15 protein-coding genes are annotated in these 15,960 nt (G+C 75.4%); 6 read left to right on the top strand and 9 right to left on the bottom strand.

Going from position 1 to position 15,960, the window contains the following annotated elements; all coding sequences use genetic code 11:
- Nucleotides 1-11: 11 nt before the first annotated feature.
- The 7 genes from NF338_RS03860 to NF338_RS03890 form a co-directional block, all read right to left on the bottom strand.
- On the bottom strand, nt 12-1,520 hold the full coding sequence (locus NF338_RS03860) for an alpha-amylase (protein ID WP_264029583.1): 1,509 nt from the start codon (nt 1,518-1,520) through the stop codon (nt 12-14).
- Nucleotides 1,521-1,554: 34 nt separating this feature from the next.
- On the bottom strand, nt 1,555-2,694 hold the full coding sequence (locus tag NF338_RS03865) for an FtsX-like permease family protein (RefSeq protein WP_264029584.1): 1,140 nt from the start codon (nt 2,692-2,694) through the stop codon (nt 1,555-1,557).
- Entirely contained in the window at nt 2,691-3,332 is a 642-nt protein-coding gene (locus NF338_RS03870; protein WP_264029585.1) for an ABC transporter ATP-binding protein, read from the bottom strand. Before NF338_RS03870 ends, NF338_RS03865 begins: the two co-directional genes overlap by 4 nt.
- Nucleotides 3,329-4,345 carry a peptidoglycan-binding protein gene (locus NF338_RS03875; protein WP_264029586.1) on the bottom strand — a complete coding sequence of 339 codons (1,017 nt, stop codon included), beginning with the start codon at nt 4,343-4,345 and terminating at the stop codon, nt 3,329-3,331. The genes NF338_RS03870 and NF338_RS03875 overlap by 4 nt, the downstream gene beginning before the upstream one ends.
- Before the next feature lie 65 nt (nt 4,346-4,410).
- Complete coding sequence (locus NF338_RS03880) at nt 4,411-5,052, bottom strand: hypothetical protein (RefSeq protein ID WP_264029587.1); 642 nt, start codon at nt 5,050-5,052, stop codon at nt 4,411-4,413.
- A gap of 52 nt (nt 5,053-5,104) precedes the next feature.
- Nucleotides 5,105-5,407 (bottom strand): hypothetical protein, encoded by a 303-nt coding sequence (locus tag NF338_RS03885; protein WP_264029588.1) that lies wholly within the window; start codon nt 5,405-5,407, stop codon nt 5,105-5,107.
- 239 nt (nt 5,408-5,646) lie between these two features.
- The gene (locus tag NF338_RS03890) at nt 5,647-8,721 is read right to left on the bottom strand and encodes a carbohydrate binding domain-containing protein (protein ID WP_264029589.1); all 3,075 of its coding nucleotides are present in this window, start codon (nt 8,719-8,721) and stop codon (nt 5,647-5,649) included.
- Between the two features lie 184 nt (nt 8,722-8,905).
- On the opposite strand from NF338_RS03890, the gene NF338_RS03895 reads away from it, so the two are divergent.
- Both NF338_RS03895 and NF338_RS03900 read left to right on the top strand, forming a co-directional pair.
- Entirely contained in the window at nt 8,906-9,526 is a 621-nt protein-coding gene (locus NF338_RS03895; RefSeq protein ID WP_264029590.1) for a DUF4190 domain-containing protein, read from the top strand.
- Between the two features lie 2 nt (nt 9,527-9,528).
- Nucleotides 9,529-10,338 carry a septum formation family protein gene (locus NF338_RS03900; protein ID WP_264029591.1) on the top strand — a complete coding sequence of 270 codons (810 nt, stop codon included), beginning with the start codon at nt 9,529-9,531 and terminating at the stop codon, nt 10,336-10,338.
- Nucleotides 10,339-10,360: 22 nt separating this feature from the next.
- Here the strand turns inward: NF338_RS03900 and NF338_RS03905 are convergent, their stop codons facing one another.
- A complete protein-coding gene (locus NF338_RS03905; protein ID WP_264029592.1) occupies nt 10,361-11,038 on the bottom strand; it encodes a TetR/AcrR family transcriptional regulator in 678 nt (225 codons plus the stop codon).
- A 112-nt stretch (nt 11,039-11,150) separates the two neighbouring features.
- Nucleotides 11,151-11,957: a peptidoglycan-binding protein gene (locus NF338_RS03910; RefSeq protein ID WP_264029593.1), complete on the bottom strand. Its 807-nt coding sequence runs from the start codon at nt 11,955-11,957 to the stop codon at nt 11,151-11,153.
- 294 nt (nt 11,958-12,251) lie between these two features.
- Here NF338_RS03910 and NF338_RS03915 point away from each other — a divergent pair, with 294 nt between their 5' ends.
- The 4 genes from NF338_RS03915 to NF338_RS03930 all read left to right on the top strand — a co-directional run bounded on the left by NF338_RS03915 (nt 12,252) and on the right by NF338_RS03930 (nt 15,960).
- A complete protein-coding gene (locus NF338_RS03915; RefSeq protein WP_087470919.1) occupies nt 12,252-12,965 on the top strand; it encodes an ABC transporter ATP-binding protein in 714 nt (237 codons plus the stop codon).
- The gene (locus NF338_RS03920; protein WP_264029594.1) at nt 12,965-13,858 is read left to right on the top strand and encodes a hypothetical protein; all 894 of its coding nucleotides are present in this window, start codon (nt 12,965-12,967) and stop codon (nt 13,856-13,858) included. The genes NF338_RS03915 and NF338_RS03920 overlap by 1 nt, the downstream gene beginning before the upstream one ends.
- Nucleotides 13,859-13,978: 120 nt before the next feature.
- Entirely contained in the window at nt 13,979-15,304 is a 1,326-nt protein-coding gene (locus NF338_RS03925; protein ID WP_264029595.1) for a sensor histidine kinase, read from the top strand.
- On the top strand, nt 15,301-15,960 hold the full coding sequence (locus NF338_RS03930; protein ID WP_264029596.1) for a response regulator transcription factor: 660 nt from the start codon (nt 15,301-15,303) through the stop codon (nt 15,958-15,960). Before NF338_RS03925 ends, NF338_RS03930 begins: the two co-directional genes overlap by 4 nt.

The raw sequence follows: 15,960 nt of genomic DNA on the forward strand, positions 1-15,960 counted from the left end.
TTCGCGCGGGCTCAGGCACGAGCACCCACGTGGAGCGCGACGGCGCGGACGGCCCCGATCTCGACCCTCGCCGTGCCGTCACGCCTGACCTTCACGACGTCGCCCGTGCACGAGCCGCCCACGAGGCCCGGCGCGCCCGTGCCCACGTCGCAGTAGCGCCCCGCGGGCAGGCCCGTGCGCAGCTCGACGGTCACGGGCTCCGCCGCCCGGTTCACGGCCACGAACGCGCGGTCGCCGCGCGAGAAGGCGAGGACGTCGTCACCCGGCACCTGCACGTCGACGAGCGGGGCGTCGCCTGCGACCGCGCGCCAGTCGACGAGGCCCTCGACCGCGGGCCAGCGGTGCTGGCAGACCCACTCGCCGTCCTCCCACGACCGCTCCGGCCCCTCGTCGCCCACGCACGCGGCGTCGAGCACCGCGCCCTCGGCGTCCTGCACAGGGCCTGCGTCGCGGTCCGTGAACGCGTACCCGGAGTACACGACGGGCGTGCCGTAGTCCGTCGCGAGCATGAGCACGCTCGCGAGCTGGTCGCGCGCGCCGTCGCGGTAGGTGAGCGTCGACCCGTTGCGCTCCGTGTCGTGGTTCTCGACGAACACGACCGCGTCGTCGTCGGGGAGGCGTCCCTCGCCGAGGGACGTCGCGAACTCGAACGTCCCTCCGTCGAGGATCCCGACGAGGTCCTTGCCGTAGGCGAACTCGTACACCTGCCCGGCCGCGGTGTACTGCTCGGGCTTCACCGGCTGGTCGCCGTCGCGGATGACCTCTTGGAGCACGCGCGTGCCCTCGGGCAGACCCGCGACGATCGCGGCCACGTCCTCGGGCGGCACGTGCTTGGCGGCGTCGATGCGGAACCCGTCGACGCCCAGCGAGAGCAGGTCGTCGAGGTAGGCCCGCTGCGCCTCACGGACGCGCTCGCTCCCCGTGGCGAGGTCCGCGAGGTTGACGAGCTCACAACCCTGGACCTGCTCGGCGAGGAGGTACGTCGAGATGTCGCCGCCCGGGGTGTCGCAGTGGTGGAAGTCGCCGTCCGCGTCGGAGAACAGGCCCGGATACTCGTAGTGCTCGTACGGGCTGCCGGCCCAGCCCGTGCCCGGCTCGTCCTGCCCGGACATGTGGTTGAGCACCGCGTCCGCGACGACCTCCACTCCGGCGGCGTGGCACGCGTCCACCATCGCCGCGAACTCGTCACGCGTCCCCAGGCGCGACTCGACCCGATGGCTCACCGGCTGGTACGAGGTCCACCACTGCGCGCCCAGCACGTGCTCCTGCGGCGGGGAGGTCACGACGAACGCGTAGCCCGCCGGGCCGATCCGCTCGCCGCACTCGGTCGAGATCGCGTCCCAGGTCCACTGGAAGAGCTGCACGCCGACGTCGCGCGAGCGCTCCACGTCGGGTGCCGAGCACGCCGTGGCCCCCGCGCCGACCGCCAGCGCGGTGACGGCCAGCACGACGACGACGCCGACCACCGGACGGGTGCGGCGGTGACGGGGACGGGGGCGCGGCCGGGGACGGTCGTTCACGGTGCTCCTCGGTGGGAAGGTCGCAGGGAGTCGGTCAGGGGACGCGCAGGATGCGCACGGGATCACGGAAGGCCGCGAGCGCCGCGGAGGGGACGGCGCCCAGCAGCGCCACGAGCAGCGTGAGGCCCGCGACGCCGACGACGAACGGCACGTGCGGGACCGCGCCGACGACGCGTAGCACCACGACGAGGCCCGCCACCGTCCCGAGGGCCACGCCGCAGACCGCCCCGCACGCCGTCTGGACCAGCACCCCCGCGACCAGTGCCGACCGCGTCGCTCCGAGCGCGCGGCGCCGCCCGAAGTCACGGCGACGGGCGGACACCGCGCCGAGCACGGTGACCGCGACGACGACGCACCCGACCGCCATGACGAGCGCCATCGTGCGGCGCGCGCTCGCACCGAGGTCGCCCGCCACGACGGCGCGCAGCTCGACCGCACCCGCCGCGGTCTCGACGGTCACCTCGTCCGGCGCCGCGGCAGGGGGTGCGGCCTCGAGCGCCGCGCCGAGCCGCGGGACGACCGACGCGTCGTCGGCCAGGACGTGCACGAACGACAGCACGAGCCCGGCCGGCTCCGTCGCGACGAGCACCGTCCCGTCCAGCGCCGCGAGCGGGCCCGACGCGTCGAAGGTACCGACCACCGGGACCGCTCTCGCGTCGTCGACGCGCACCCCGGAAGCGGTCGCGTCCGCCGGGACGACCGTCCCGACGCCGTCGTCCGTCCCGAGCGCACGCGCGGCGTCGCGGCCGGCGACCGCCTCGCCCGGCAGGGGCGCGCGACCCGCGACCAGCACGAGGTCGGGCGGCAGGTCCCCCACGACCGCGCGGGCCGGTACCCGGGCGTCCTCGCGCGGCAGGGACGCGTTCACGACGTCGTTCGCGGGGCCGAGGCCGAACGCCCACGCCACGTCGGACAGCTCCTCGGTCTCGGCGACCGCCTCGGCACGGATTCCGGCGGTGCCGGTCGCGTCGACCAGGGTCACCAGGCGCGTGCCGGTCCCGTCGATCCGCGCGACGACCTGCTGCTCGGCGACGGCCGCCTGCCCTGTCGTGACGAGGACGACGAAGCACACGACGGCGACGAGCAGAGCAGTGACGGTCGTCGCGGCGCGCTGGGACCGGGCCGCCTCGACCGCGTCCCGGAGCAGGTCCAGGACCCGCGGAGAGCCGTTCACGAGATCTCCAGCCGTCGGGAGGACTCGGCCGCGAGACGGGGGTCGTGCGTCGCGACGACCACCGTCGCCCCGTCCGCGGCGTGCGCCTGCAGCGCCTCCCACACCACGCGCGCCGACACGGGGTCGAGGTTTCCGGTCGGCTCGTCGCCCAGGAGGACGCGGGGACGAGTCAGGAGCGCACGGCACAGCGCGACCCGCTGCGCCTGCCCCCCGGACACCTCGCCCGGGCGGTGGTCCGCACGGTGCTCGACGCCGAACCGTTCGAGAAGATCGTGCGCGCGGCGGACGCGGGCCCGCCGGTCGAGACCCCCGAACAGGCCGGCGTCGCACACGTTGTCGAGCACGGTGCGCGTCGGGTCGAGGACCGCGTCCTGGAAGACGAAGCCGACGTCGCGTGCCCGGATCTGCGCACGTCGTGCGTCGGGCAGCGCCGAGACGGGCTCGCCGTCCCACAGCACGGTGCCGGACGTGCCTCGCAGCATCAGGGCGAGGAGGTACAGGAGCGTGGACTTGCCCGAGCCGGACGGCCCGGTCACGGCGGTCAGGGTCCCGGGCTCGAGGTCGAGCGAGAGGTCGGAGACGACGGGCGCCGAGCCACGCCGGTAGGAGAACGTGAGGCCCCGCGCGCCGAGCGTCACGGGACGTCCTCGGCGACCTGGACCACGGTGCCGACCTCCACACCCTCGAGCACCGCACGCCCCCCGCCCTGCGCGACGACCCGGACGGGGACCCGCACGCCGTCCCGCGCGCGGACGTAGGTCGCGCCCTCGGGATCCGTCCGCACCGCGGCGAGCGGCACGGTCGGGCCGGACGTCTCGGGGACGAGCACCTGACGACCGGTGTACACCGCGCTCCCGGGGTCGGTGGGCACGCTCCCGCACGTCTCGCCGCACACCGCCGCTCCGTCCGGGCGAGCGAGGTGCAGCACCGTGTACCCGTTCGTGTCGGTCGTGACGTCGGCGACGACCACGTCCACCTCCGCACCCTCGTACCCGACGGCCGCGGCCGCCCCCGGCGGCGGGACGTCGGCCCCGTCGGCCAGGGTCGCCGAGAAGCCCGGTGCCGCCGCGAGGACCTCGACCACGGGCGTCCCCGGGGAGAGGCGGTCCCCGACCTCGACGTCCGTCGCCGCCCGCACCCGGGCCGGCAGCTCCGGCACGAACACGACGTCACCCGCTCGCACCGTGCCGTCGGGGGTGATGCCCAGGTCCCGCTGCCAGGCGCGGACGGCCGTCGTGGTGGCCGCGCCGAAGGTCCCCAGCCCACGCCCCGGGTCGACGAGCCGGTCGGTCGCCGTGAGGAACCGTTGGAGCTGTGCGACGTCGTCGCCGACCGCGCCCGCGGTGAGGTCCCGGAACGACGGCACGGCCCCGGGCAGGACCGTCACCGGGCGCAGGTCGACCGTGAACAGGACGTCTCCGGCAGCCACGACCGCGCCGTCGGACACGGCGACCGAGGTGAGCGTCCCGTCCGCGGCGCTGACGCCCGCGCCCGCGGTGTCCCACCGCGCCACGACCGTGAGCGGCAGCGACCGGCCGACGGTCCCCTCCGTCACGGTCGTCGTCAGCGGCTCGTCGGCGGCCGTCGCGACCTGCGGGGGGACGAACGTCGCTCGGCCGAGGACGAACGCCGCGGCGGCTGCGACGAGCACCGCGACCGCCCAGCCGACACGCGCGACGGCCCGTGGACGCGCACCGCGCCACCCGGCGCCACCCCTCACGACGACGCCTGCGGGGCTCTGCTGACAATCATCTTGAAGGCGGCGCTGGTCGGGCACGCCTGGACCACGCGAGAGAGCTCGTCGGGACCTGTCGAGGTCGTCCCGTCCGGGCCGGGATCGAAGATCTCCCACGGCGACCACGCCTCGGCGTCCTGCGCGTAGGCGTCGGCCCACGCCTCGGCGCTCTGCGAGGGCGGCGGGACGTCGTACCCCTCGTGGACGAGGCACTCACGCTGGTCGAGGAGCCGCTCGTACTCGACCTGGAGGTCCGGGTCGCGCTGGTACTCCGGCTCGGGGACGACCGCACGGCACGCCTCGACAGCGGCGGCTGCGGCAGCCTCCGCCCCGGGGAGCGACTCGCCCTGCCCGTCCTGGGGGACGACGACGCCGTAGCCGCCGGCCTGGACGTCCGGGACCTGCCCCTGCTCACGCAGGCACGCCTCCGCCGCGACCCGGAACTCTTCGTCGGCCGCCCGCACCTCGGCCATCCAGCCCGGCTCCGTGTACGCGGTCGGCGCGCCGGAGGTCGGCGCACCCGTGCCGCAGGCCCCGAGAAGGAGTGCCGGCAGGAGTGCGAGCGCGGCACCCGTCGCGGTGTCTCGGCACCTCCGCCGACGTTCCACGGTGTCGTTCGTCATACGTCCTCCCCGGTGCGGCGGGCGGGGCACGGCCCGCCCGCCGCGATCGTGGTCAGTGGCAGAAGCCGGAGGCGGAGATGAGCGTCGAGGCGCTCCCGCTCCACGTCCCCGTCGAGCCGGCCCCGTAGGCCCAGACCTGGGACCTCGTGCTGGTCGCGCCGTAGTAGGTCGTGACGGCACCGCCCGGCGCCTTGGCCTGGACGGTGCCCTTGCCCGTCGTCGTGGCGCCGACGTCCTTGCCTCCGTAGCAGATCTGGTATCCCGACGTCGATGCCGCCGACGCGGGTGCGGCGACCGCGACCCCGCCGAGAGCGACGGCGAGACCCGCCGCGAGACCGATGAGCGAACGCTTCATTGCTGCTCCTTCGTGGCCGGCGGCACCGAGCGGTCCGCCGGTCGGCCACGGGAACCTTCCGTGCCGCAGGCGGCACGGAAGGCACCGGCGGCATCTGCGCCGCCTCCCCCTGACGCCGCAAACGTACAGAAACTTGCGGAAACTGTCTGCAACCATCCGCATCGTGGTACGCGCACGGCGCGTCCCCGGGGTCGTCCCCCGGAGCCGCGCCGTGCGCAGGCCCCCCGGCGGCGGAGCCGCTACCTCAGGTACGGGCCCGCCTCACCGACCTTGCCCGGCGCGGGGTTGCCCGGGAGGTCGAGCACGTAGGCACGCAGGTTGCCCTTGCCCGGCGCGGGGACGGCCAGGGTCCCGTTCGTCACGACCTTCCGGTCGCCCGTCACGGCGTCGACGTACGTGCCGTTCGGGACGCGGGCGAAGGTCGCGGCGTCCGTCACCGTGACGAGCACGAAGCTGTCGACGGCACCCTCGGTGAACCGGCGCTTGTACGCCATGCTCCCCTGCACCCCGACCGTCGAGTACTGGCCCTTCTGCAGCGCCGGCACGGCGCGACGGATCTGGTTGAGCCGCTGCACGTGCTGGACCAGCGGCTTCTGGAGCGTCTGCGCGACCGCACCCGACGCGGACTCCACGACCCCGAAGTCGCTCGCCACGACGTCGCCCGCGAGATGGTCGCCGTAGTACGCGCGCCCGGTGGTCGCGAGGGGGCACGTCGGCCCGCAGTCGATCGGCTTGCCCGCCTGGAACTCGATCTCCGAGCCGTAGTAGAGCGTCGGGATGCCCCGGAACGTCCACATGAGGCTCATGTTCTCGGCCCACGCGTCCGTGCCGCCGTTGTAGCGCACCGTCGACTTGTTCGGCCCGTAGTCGTGCGAGTCGACGTACACCACGTTGTACGTCGCGTCGTTGTACGAGTCGTCCGAGTCCTTGCCGTTGTGGTAAGCGTTGCCCGCGTCCCCGAAGTTCATGTGCATGCGCATGTCGATGACGTTCATGCCGGAGAACTTCGTGTGGTCGGGCGCGTGGTACGTGTTGCCGTCGGCGCCCCCGAGGAACGCGTTGTCGGACGTCGGCTGGTTGCCCGTGCCCTGGAGGTTCTCGTACTGGAACTGCTCGGCCGCGGCGACGACGTCGTCGAGCGAGTACTCCTTGCGCTCCTTCCACGTGTAGAACTGCGCGGAGTGGTTCACCGAGCCGCGGTTCCACTTGTCGTTGACGAAGGCCGCGACCTCGCCGAAGACGTAGAAGTCCTTGCCCTTCTCACCGTGCGTCGCGACGGCGTGCTCCTGGATCGCGGGCAGGAAGTGCCGGTTCCACATGACGCGCGGGATGTGCACCGCGGTGTCGACGCGGAAGCCGTCGACCCCCATGTCGATGTACCGGTTGTAGGCGTCGATCAGGTACTGCTGCACCTCGGCGTTCTCGGTGTTGAAGTCCGCCAGGTCGTCGTGCAGCCAGCAGTCCTGCGCGTCCTTGCCCTCCCAGTTCCCGATCCAGCACTGGTGGTACGCGCTCTTCGGGAACATGCCCGACGTGGGCGAGGGCCACTGGCAGTTGTAGATCTGGAACCCCTCGGGGCTCTTGTACTGCGTGGGGGTGCCGAACCCCGTGCACGTGCTCCCCGCCGGAGCCGTCGTCGACCACAGGTCGCCGTTGTACGTGCGCCCCTTCGCGAGCGCGTTCTGCGCCGCCGTGAGGCTCGGGTCGTTCCCGTCGTTCTCCTCCATGGGGTCGTACTCGCGGCCCTCCTCCTTGGCCGAGTACATCCAGTCCCACTGGCCGTCGCGCGCGCCCCAGACCGTCGGGACGAACAGCCCCTTCGCTCCCCAGCGCGACGAGTGGTTGTACACGACGTCCTGGTAGATCTTGATGCCCTTCGCGTGCGCGGCGTCGATGAGCTCCTGGTAGGTTGCGCCCGGCGTCTCGAGGCGCGGGTCCACGCGGAAGAAGTCCCAGCCGTGGTAGCCGTGGAAGTCGTAGTCGGACCGGTTGAGCACCACCGGCGTGATCCAGATCGCCGAGAAGCCGAGGCCCTTGACGTAGTCCAGCTTGTCGATCAGCCCCTGGAAGTCGCCGCGGAACATCGGGTCGCCGTTCGCCGCGTTGCCCGACTTCACGTGCTGGGACCCGCCCCGGTTGTTCTCGCTCACGCCGTCGTTGAAGCGCGCGGTCATGACGAAGTAGATCGAGTCCTCGCGCGGGTCACCGCCGAGCGGCTCGCCCGTCGTCCCCGGGTCGACCACGGGCTTCGTGCCCGTCGTGACGGTGACGGGTGCGCTCGCCGCGGAGCGGTTCCCCGCGGCGTCGACGGCCGTCACGGAGTACGTGTACGGGGTCGACTCGAGCAGTCCCACGTCCGTCGCGGACGGGGTCGTGACGTCCCGCGTCACCTCACCCGCCCCTCCGGTGCGGGTGAGGGTGTAGCCGGTGACGGCCGTGTCGTCCGTCGAGGCGTCCCACGTGACCGTCACGCGCACGCCGTCGGCCGTCGCGACGAGCCCGGACGGGACGCTGGGCGCCCGCGTGTCCGGCTCCTCGGGGACGTCGGGTCCGCACGGGCTCTCCGCGACGGGCGCGAGGACGCCGCCGGAGACCGTCTGCGGTCCCGCGGCGTAGCGGTAGTTCCCGCCGCCGTTGTTGTCCCACCGCCCGGCGCCGTCGTTGAAGACGACCTGGCCGCCGCTCGCCTCGCCGAGGTCGATCGTGTGCGCGAACCAGCCCGCGCACGCCGCGGTCATCGGCGTGCCCGGGACGCTCGTCCACGCACCCGAACCCACCTGGTAGTGGATCTTCGGCGCGGCCCACGACGTCGCGTAGTAGATCGTCGCGGTCGTGTCCGCAGGGTCCGTCGGGTCTGTCGGGTCTGTCGGGTCGGTGGGGTCGGTGCCGCACGGCGACGCCCCCGCGGTGAGCACGCCGTCCTGCACGACGACGGTCCCCGCGCCCGCCCGGTAGTTGGCGCCGCGGTTGTTGTCCCAGGTCCCGGCACCGTCGTTGAAGGTGAGCTGCACCCCCGACGCCGCGCCGAGGTCGATCTCGGCCGTCAGCCACCCCGGGCACGCGTCTGCCATCGGCACGCCGGGGACCGACGTCCACGCGGCGCCGTCGACGCCGTAGTGGACGTTCGTCGCCGCCCAGCCGGGGCGGTCCGGGTAGTAGACGGTCGTCGTGGTCGGTGCCGCGCTCTGTGCCGCGCTCGTCGCCGCGCTCGGTGCCGCGACGGCGCTCAGTCCGGCCGCCCCCGGCAGCGCGACGGCCAGGGCGAGCGCCCCCGCCAGGCGTGCCCGCGACCTTGCGAGCTTCGTTGTTCGCATCGGTGTTCCTCCGTGTCGTGCCCCGGCGTCGGTGCCGGGACGTCGGCCGCCGGTCCGCGCGCCGCCGACATGGAGGACGCACCCTGGCTGCACCGTTGCTGCAAGATGTAGCAACATTTGCGCCGTCTTGCAAGGGTCTGTTCATCCGTCGGACGGAGTTCTCCGCCGTCGCTACGGTGTGTCCATGACCACGCCACCCGTCCCGCCGTACGGGTCCCCCGACGAACCCGTCGACCCGTACGCCGCTCCGCGCCCGCACCAGCCGCCGCTCACCCCGTACAACCCGCCGACCGACGCCACGACCGGCGCGCCGACGCCGGAGCAGGGCGGTTTCGTCGCACCGTCCGGGGCTGGCGGCGGGTACCCGGGCCCGTCGGCGCCCGGGGCGGGAGCGCCGTACGGCGTGCCCCCCGCACCGGTCGGGCAGGGCTCGCCCTACGGCCCCGGCGCGGCACCCGCGTACGGCTCGGCCCCGGGCCCCGGGTACCCGCCGTCGGACCCGTCGGGCTTCGCCGGGAGTCCCGGCTACGGCGCCTACCCGCCCCCGTACGGGTCCGCCTACACGGCGCCGCCACGGACGAACGGGCTGGCGCTGGCGTCGATGATCGTCTCGATCGCGAGCCTCGTGCTCTGCGCCGGCTTCCCCGGGATCGTCGGCCTCGTGCTCGGGATCGTCGCCCTCAACCAGGTGATGCGGGACGGGACGCGCGGGCGCGGGTTCGCCGTCACCGGCATCGTCGTGGGTGCCGTCTGCACGGCGTTCGCGATGCTCATCGTGCTCGCCGCGACCCTGAGCGACTCGTAGCCGTGGCCGACGACGACCTCTTCGCCCCGCCCGGCGGCCCGACCGGCCCGACCGGCCCGACCGGCCCACCCGGGCCCCGGGCCCCGGTCCCGCCACCGCCGGCGGGGGGCCCGGACCTGCCCGGCGCCCCGGCGCCGACAGGCACGCCGGTGCCGCCCCCGGCCGCCCCGGTCGAACCGGGCTTCGCCGCGGAGACGTACTACGCGCCCGGGTGGCAGCCGGCGGCGCCGCGCGTCGAGCCGCTCGCCGCGGCGGCCGTGCCCGCGGGGGTGGTGCTCGGACCCGTCGGGATCGGGATCGGCGCCGCGGGGCTCTCCCGCGTGCGCTCCCGGGGCACGCGCGGTCGTGGGCTGGCCGTCGCCGGCATGGTGGTGGGCGCCGTCGTCACGGTCGCGTGGACCGCGGGCGCGCTCCTCTGGTGGCAGGGCGCGCAGGCGCGCGCGCCGCTCGCGGGCGACGTCGCCGCCCCGCAGACGGTCAACGCGGTCCAGCTCGTGCTGGGGACGTGCCTGGACGAGCTGCCGCCCGACGGCGAGGTGACGCAGGTGCGGGCCGTGCCCTGCGCGGACGAGCACCGGGCGCAGGTCGTCGCACGGACCGACCTGGGCGCGGACGAGGTGTGGCCCGGCCAGCAGGCCGTCGACCGACGCGTGGCACGGGTGTGCACGCCCGACGTGCTGGGGTCGGACGCCCCCGACGGCGTCGAGCTCGTCGTGTGGTCGCCGACCGAGGCGTCGTGGCGCGACGGCGACCGGACGGGCCTGTGCCTGGCGGCAGGCGCCGTGCCGCTCCCGGGCGACCTGCTCGGCTGAGCACGGCCGGGGGTCCTCGCGCTCAGCGCGCGGGGACCTCCTCGGCGAGGACGAGCCGGAGGTAGGCGCGCAGGTCGGCCGCCATGTCGACGCGCTCGGGCCGGGGCCGGTCGAGCGACAGCAGCCACTGGACCTGGAGCCCGTCCATGAGCGCGATGATCTGCCGCGCCGCGCCCACGGGGTCGACCCCGTCCCGCAGGCCGCCCGCGCGTGCCCGGCGCCCGAGCTGCTCGCCCGTCCGCGCGACGGCCCACTCGTACCGTCGGACGAAGTACTCGTGCGCCGGATGGTCCGGCGACGTCGCCTCCGCGGAGAGCGCCGTGAACAGCTCGACGATGTGCCGGCGGAGGGCGTTGCGCTCGACCAGACGCACGAGCGCGTCGAAGTAGTCCGTGCCGCGCGCGAGGTCGTCGTCGAGGTCCGCCTGGTCGACGGTGTCGCGGTGGTCGAGGACCGCCTCGAGGAGCGCGACCTTCGTCGGGAAGTGGTGGAGCAGGCCGGGGTGCGACATGCCCACGCGCGACGCGAGCTCACGCAGGGAGGCGGCGTGGAAGCCGACCTCGCCGAAGAGCACGACGGCGGCCTGCAGGATCTCCTCGCGCTTCGCGCGACCCTTCGCGTACCCGCGCCCGGGGTCCGGTGTCGCGGCGCGGCGGGGTGCCCCGCGGTCCTGACCGGCGCCGATGGCCGCGCTCGTCATGGTCCTGCTCCGTCCGTCGTCCGACGAGGGAAGACCCTACCGACCATGGCGGGCCCGGAACCCCGTGCAGCCGCGAGTTCACCCGCGGTCCGCCGGGCTGGTGGTCCGTCGCTCAGGACGACGGCGCGAGGGTCGACTCCGCCTGCCCGCCCGTGCTCGGGGTAATCGCGCCGGGGACGCCGGCCGACGGCTTGTCCGTGGGCGACGGCGGCGCCGGCTCCGTCGGGGCCGTGCCGCCGGGGTCGGTGGGCGCCTCGCCCCCGCCGGCCGGCGCGGCAGCCAGCGCCTCGGCGGTCGCCGCCGTCACGGCGCCGTCGCCGGGCAGCCCGTGGGCCTGCTGGAACGCCCGCAGCGCCGCGCGCGTCGCGTCGTCCAGGGTGCCCGTGACGGCGACGTCCGCGCCGTGCACGCGCAGCCGCTCCTGGACCCAGGTGACGGACGCGGGGTCGGCGGTCGGCGCGGGGGTGGTCGGCGTGGGCTCCGGCGCGGCGGTGCCCGGGGCGGCCGAGGGCTCGGTCGTCGGCGCCGGCCCAGGGTCGGCCACCGTGGGCGGCGTGCCCGTCCCGCCGGACGAGGGCCGCGGCGCGGGCGTCGCCGCCGGGTCCGCACCGTCCGCCGGGTCGTGCGCGTGGTCGGGCGGTGGGATGCGCGTCACCTCGGGGCGGGGCGCGTCGGGGCGGGGCGTGACGGCCGGGACGCCGTCCTCGACCGCGTTCCCCCCGTCGGCCGACGCACCGACGACGACCGCCTCGCCGCCCCCGGTCGCGGCGCCAACCATCCCGGCGACCGCGACGACGAGAGTCACCGCACCGGCACCTGCCGCGACCGTGACCCACGGCGTGGCCGCGCGGTGCGCGTCCCTCGGCGGGCTGACGCGCCCCCCGTCGGGGGTGCCGGACGAGTCGTGACGTCGGCGCACGTCGCCTCCTTCCGAGGACGGTCGGGACCGGCGGACGACGCGTGGCGCTGCCCGTCAGAGCGGTCGGGTGAACGTCCACCCTGCCCCATCGCCCGGCCCGATGTCACGCCGGGCGCCCTCACCTGCGACGACGCCGGGACGGACACCACCGGTCCCGGCGCGTCGGCGCCGACTCCGACGAAGGTCGCAACGCAGGTTCCCCCCTGCGCCGCAAGACCGGGGCGCCCCCTGCGCGACAGCCTGGTGGGGCACCGCACGGGAGGCCCGTGCGGGACGCACGAGGAAGGGACCGGCATGACCACCATCCACGTCTCCGGGCTGCGCAAGACCTACGGGGCGTTCGACGCCGTGCACGACGTGACGTTCACGGCCGCACCCGGCCGCGTCGTCGGGCTGCTCGGGCCGAACGGCGCCGGGAAGTCGACGACGCTGCACGTCCTGCTGGGGCTGGCCACGGCGACCGCGGGGAGCGCGACGTTCGACGGTCGCGCGTTCGCGGACCTGACGCACCCCGCGCGCACCGTCGGCGCGCTGCTCGACGCGGGCGGCCTCCACCCCGGGCGCACGGGCCGCGACCACCTGCGGGTGCTCGCCGCGGCCGGCCGGACCCCGGTCCGCCGCGTCGACGAGGTGCTCGCGCTCGTCGGCATGACGCCCGCCGCCGACCGGCGCGTGCGCACCTACTCGCTCGGGATGCGGCAGCGCATCGGCATCGCCGCAGCGCTGCTCGGCGACCCGGAGGTGCTCGTGCTCGACGAGCCCGCCAACGGGCTCGACCCGGCGGGCATGCGTTGGCTGCGCGACCTGGTGCGCGGCTTCGCCGACGACGGCGGGACCGTGCTCCTCGCGAGCCACGTCCTGTCCGAGGTGCGGCAGGTCGCGGACGACCTGGTCGTCGTCGGGCAGGGCCGCGTCGTCGCCGACGGCCCCCTCGAGGACCTGCTGCGCGGGGAGTCCCTCGAGGACTTCTACCTCGACCTGACCGCCACGACCGAAGGGGTGCGCTGATGTACCGCGCCGAGATGCTCAAGCTCCGCACGACCCGCGCGACGTGGGTCGTCGCGGCCGTCGCCGTCGCCGGGATGCTCGTCGTCCAGGCCTTCACCCTCCTGCTGCCCACGATCCTGCGGGGCACCGAGGCGCTCGGCGGGGGCGCGACCGTCGGGTTCCAGGCGTCGCCCGAGACGTTCGAGAACCTGGCCCCCGACCTCGGCGCGCTCACGGACGCCGCCCAGCCCGCGTTCCAGCGCGGCATGCTCGACCTGCTCGGCAACGGGCTGAACGGCTCCGGGTCGGTGGGCGTCGCGACCGTGTGCATGCTCCTGCTCGGCGTGCTCGCCGTGACCACGGACTTCCGGACGGGCGGCATCGTGCCGACGGCGCTCGCCCAGCCGTCGCGCCTGCGCATCCTCGCGGCGAAGGCCGGCGCGACCGGGACCGTGGCCCTCGCCGTCGGCGCGGTGCTCGCCCTGGTCGGTGCCCTGGGGCTGACCGTCGCGATCGTCACGACCCCGGGCGCGACCCTCGCGCTCGGACCGGGCGAGGTCCTCGGCGTGTGGGCCCGCGGTCTCGCGGTCCTCGTCCTCCTCTCGTGGCTCGGGCTCGGGATCGGGACGCTCGTGCGCGGCCAGGTGGCCGCCGTCGTGACCGTCGCGGCCCTCGCGCTCGCCGAGCCGATCGTCCGGGGCGCCGTGACGCTGCTGTCGGGCGGCGAGTCCGCCGCGGCGGAGTGGCTCCCGCTCGGCCTGGGCGCGCTCGCCTCGACGGGCCAGTCGGGTGCGGCGCTCCTGGGCGGCACCGCACCGCTGGGGACGCTCGCCGCGCTCGCCGGGCTCGTCGCGTGGGTCGCCGTGCTCCTCGGGAGCGGCGCCGTGACCCTGCAGCGCCGCGACCTGGTCTGACGGCCGCCGAGGTAGAGGCCTGGTCCACGCCTCTACCTCGCGGTCGGGTCGGTGCGCCCCCGTAGGGTGAGCGGGCCGTCCGTTCCCGTCGTCCGTACCCGTCGCCCCCTGGAGGAGATCGTGACCGAGGCCCTGCGCCGCGCGCTCGACCGGGTCGGCGTGCGCACGGACACCGGCCGCGACGCCGTGCTCGCCGCGGTGGTCGCCGTCGCGACCGTCGTGCTGTTCCTCGGCATCGAGCGCGTGCTCGCGACGGACGTCGGGGCGACCTTCGGCGCCGGGCCGGACGCCGCGATCGTCACCCCGGGGGCGCGCGCGACGGTGCTCGCGCTCGTCGTCGTCCAGGCCGCGACGCTCACGCTCCGCCGTCGGGCGCCCCTCACGTGCCTCGCGCTCGCCGTCGTGGCCCAGGTCGCGATCACCGTGCTCCTGCCGCCGTACGTCGGGTTCCAGGCGCCGGCCACGCTCGTCGCCGCCTACTCCGCCGGGGCGTACGCGCCGCGCCGGGCGCGCCTGGGCGCCCCGGCGCTCGCGGCGCTCGCGCAGGTCGTGCTCGTCTTCGCCCTCGGAGGCTTCGCCGTCCCGGCCGGGGCGGGGCCCGCGCAGCACGCGCTCCAGGTGGGCGGCGCGCTGCTCTCCGCGCTGCTCACGTTCGTCGGGGCGGCGCTCGTCGGCTCGTACGTCGCGACGCGGCGCGAGCTCGTCGCCGAGCTGCGCGACCGGGTCCTCCGTGCCGAGCGCGAGCGCGAGGCGCTCGCCGCCCAGGCGGTCCTCGAGGAGCGGGCGCGCATGGCGCGGGAGCTGCACGACGTCGCGGCCCACCACCTGTCGGGCATCGTGGTCCAGGCGTCCGCCGCCGAGCGCCTCGTCGACGCCGACCCGGAGCGCGCCAAGGAGTCGGTGCGGTGGATCCGCGCGCAGGGGCGCGAGACGCTCGACGACCTGCGCCTCGTCGTCGGCATCCTGCGCGGGCGCGACGACGAGGACGGCGCCGAGCGCGAGGCGCCGCAGCCGACGCTCGCGGAGGTCCCGGCCCTCCTCGACACGGCACGCTCCGCCGGCACCGTCGTCACGGTCGAGACCGACGGCAGCCCGTGGGAGCCCACGCCGAGCACGCAGATCGCGGTCTACCGCGTGCTCCAGGAGGCGCTCGCCAACGCGCGCCGGCACGCGCCGGGCCGCCCCGTGGCCGTGCGGTTCGCGTGGTCCGCCGCGGACCTGGTGCTCACCGTGCGCAACCCGGCGGCGGGCACCGCACCGCCCCCGGACCCGCGGCCCGGTCACGGGCTCGTCGGCATGCGCGAGCGGGCGACCGTGCTCGGCGGCACGCTCGACGCACGGCGGGTGCCCGACGGCGCGTGGCTCGTCCGCCTGACCGTGCCTCGCTCACCGGCGCGCGACCCACGCCCCGCCGAGCACCTCACCCCCGACCAGGAGGTCTCGTGACACGCGTAGTGCTCGTGGACGACCAGGCGGTCGTCCGTGCCGGGTTCACCGTCATCCTCGAGAGCGAGGGGATCGAGGTGGTCGGCGAGGCGTCGAACGGCACCGACGCCGTCCGCGTCGCGCGCCGCGAGCACCCGGACGTCGTGTGCATGGACGTGCGCATGCCCGGCGGCGACGGCATCACCGCGACGCGCGCGCTCGCCGGGCCGGACGTCGTCGACCCGGTCCCCGTGCTCGTGGTGAGCACGTTCGACCTCGACGACTACGTGTTCGGGGCCCTGGAGGCCGGGGCGAGCGGGTTCCTGCTCAAGGACGCCGAGCCGGACGTGCTCGTCGACGCCGTGCGCCGCGTGGCGGCGGGTGACGGCCTCGTCGACCAGTCGCTCACCCGACGCGTGATCGGCGAGTTCGCGCGCCGTCGCGCCCCCGTCACGCGGGACGACGACGCGGCCGCGCTCCTCACCCCGCGCGAGCTCGACATCGTCGGACTGCTGTGCCGCGGGTCGTCCAACGCGGAGATCGCGACGGCCCTGTTCCTCGAGCCCAGCACGGTGAAGTCGCACCTGAGCCGGGCGATGACCAAGACGGGGGCACGCGACCGCGTCCAGCTCGTCGTGTGGGCGTTCCGGCACGGCGTCGCCGACCCGGCCGGCTGA

This window comes from Cellulosimicrobium sp. SH8, from assembly GCF_025818875.1.
GTDB lineage: Bacteria > Actinomycetota > Actinomycetes > Actinomycetales > Cellulomonadaceae > Cellulosimicrobium > Cellulosimicrobium cellulans_D.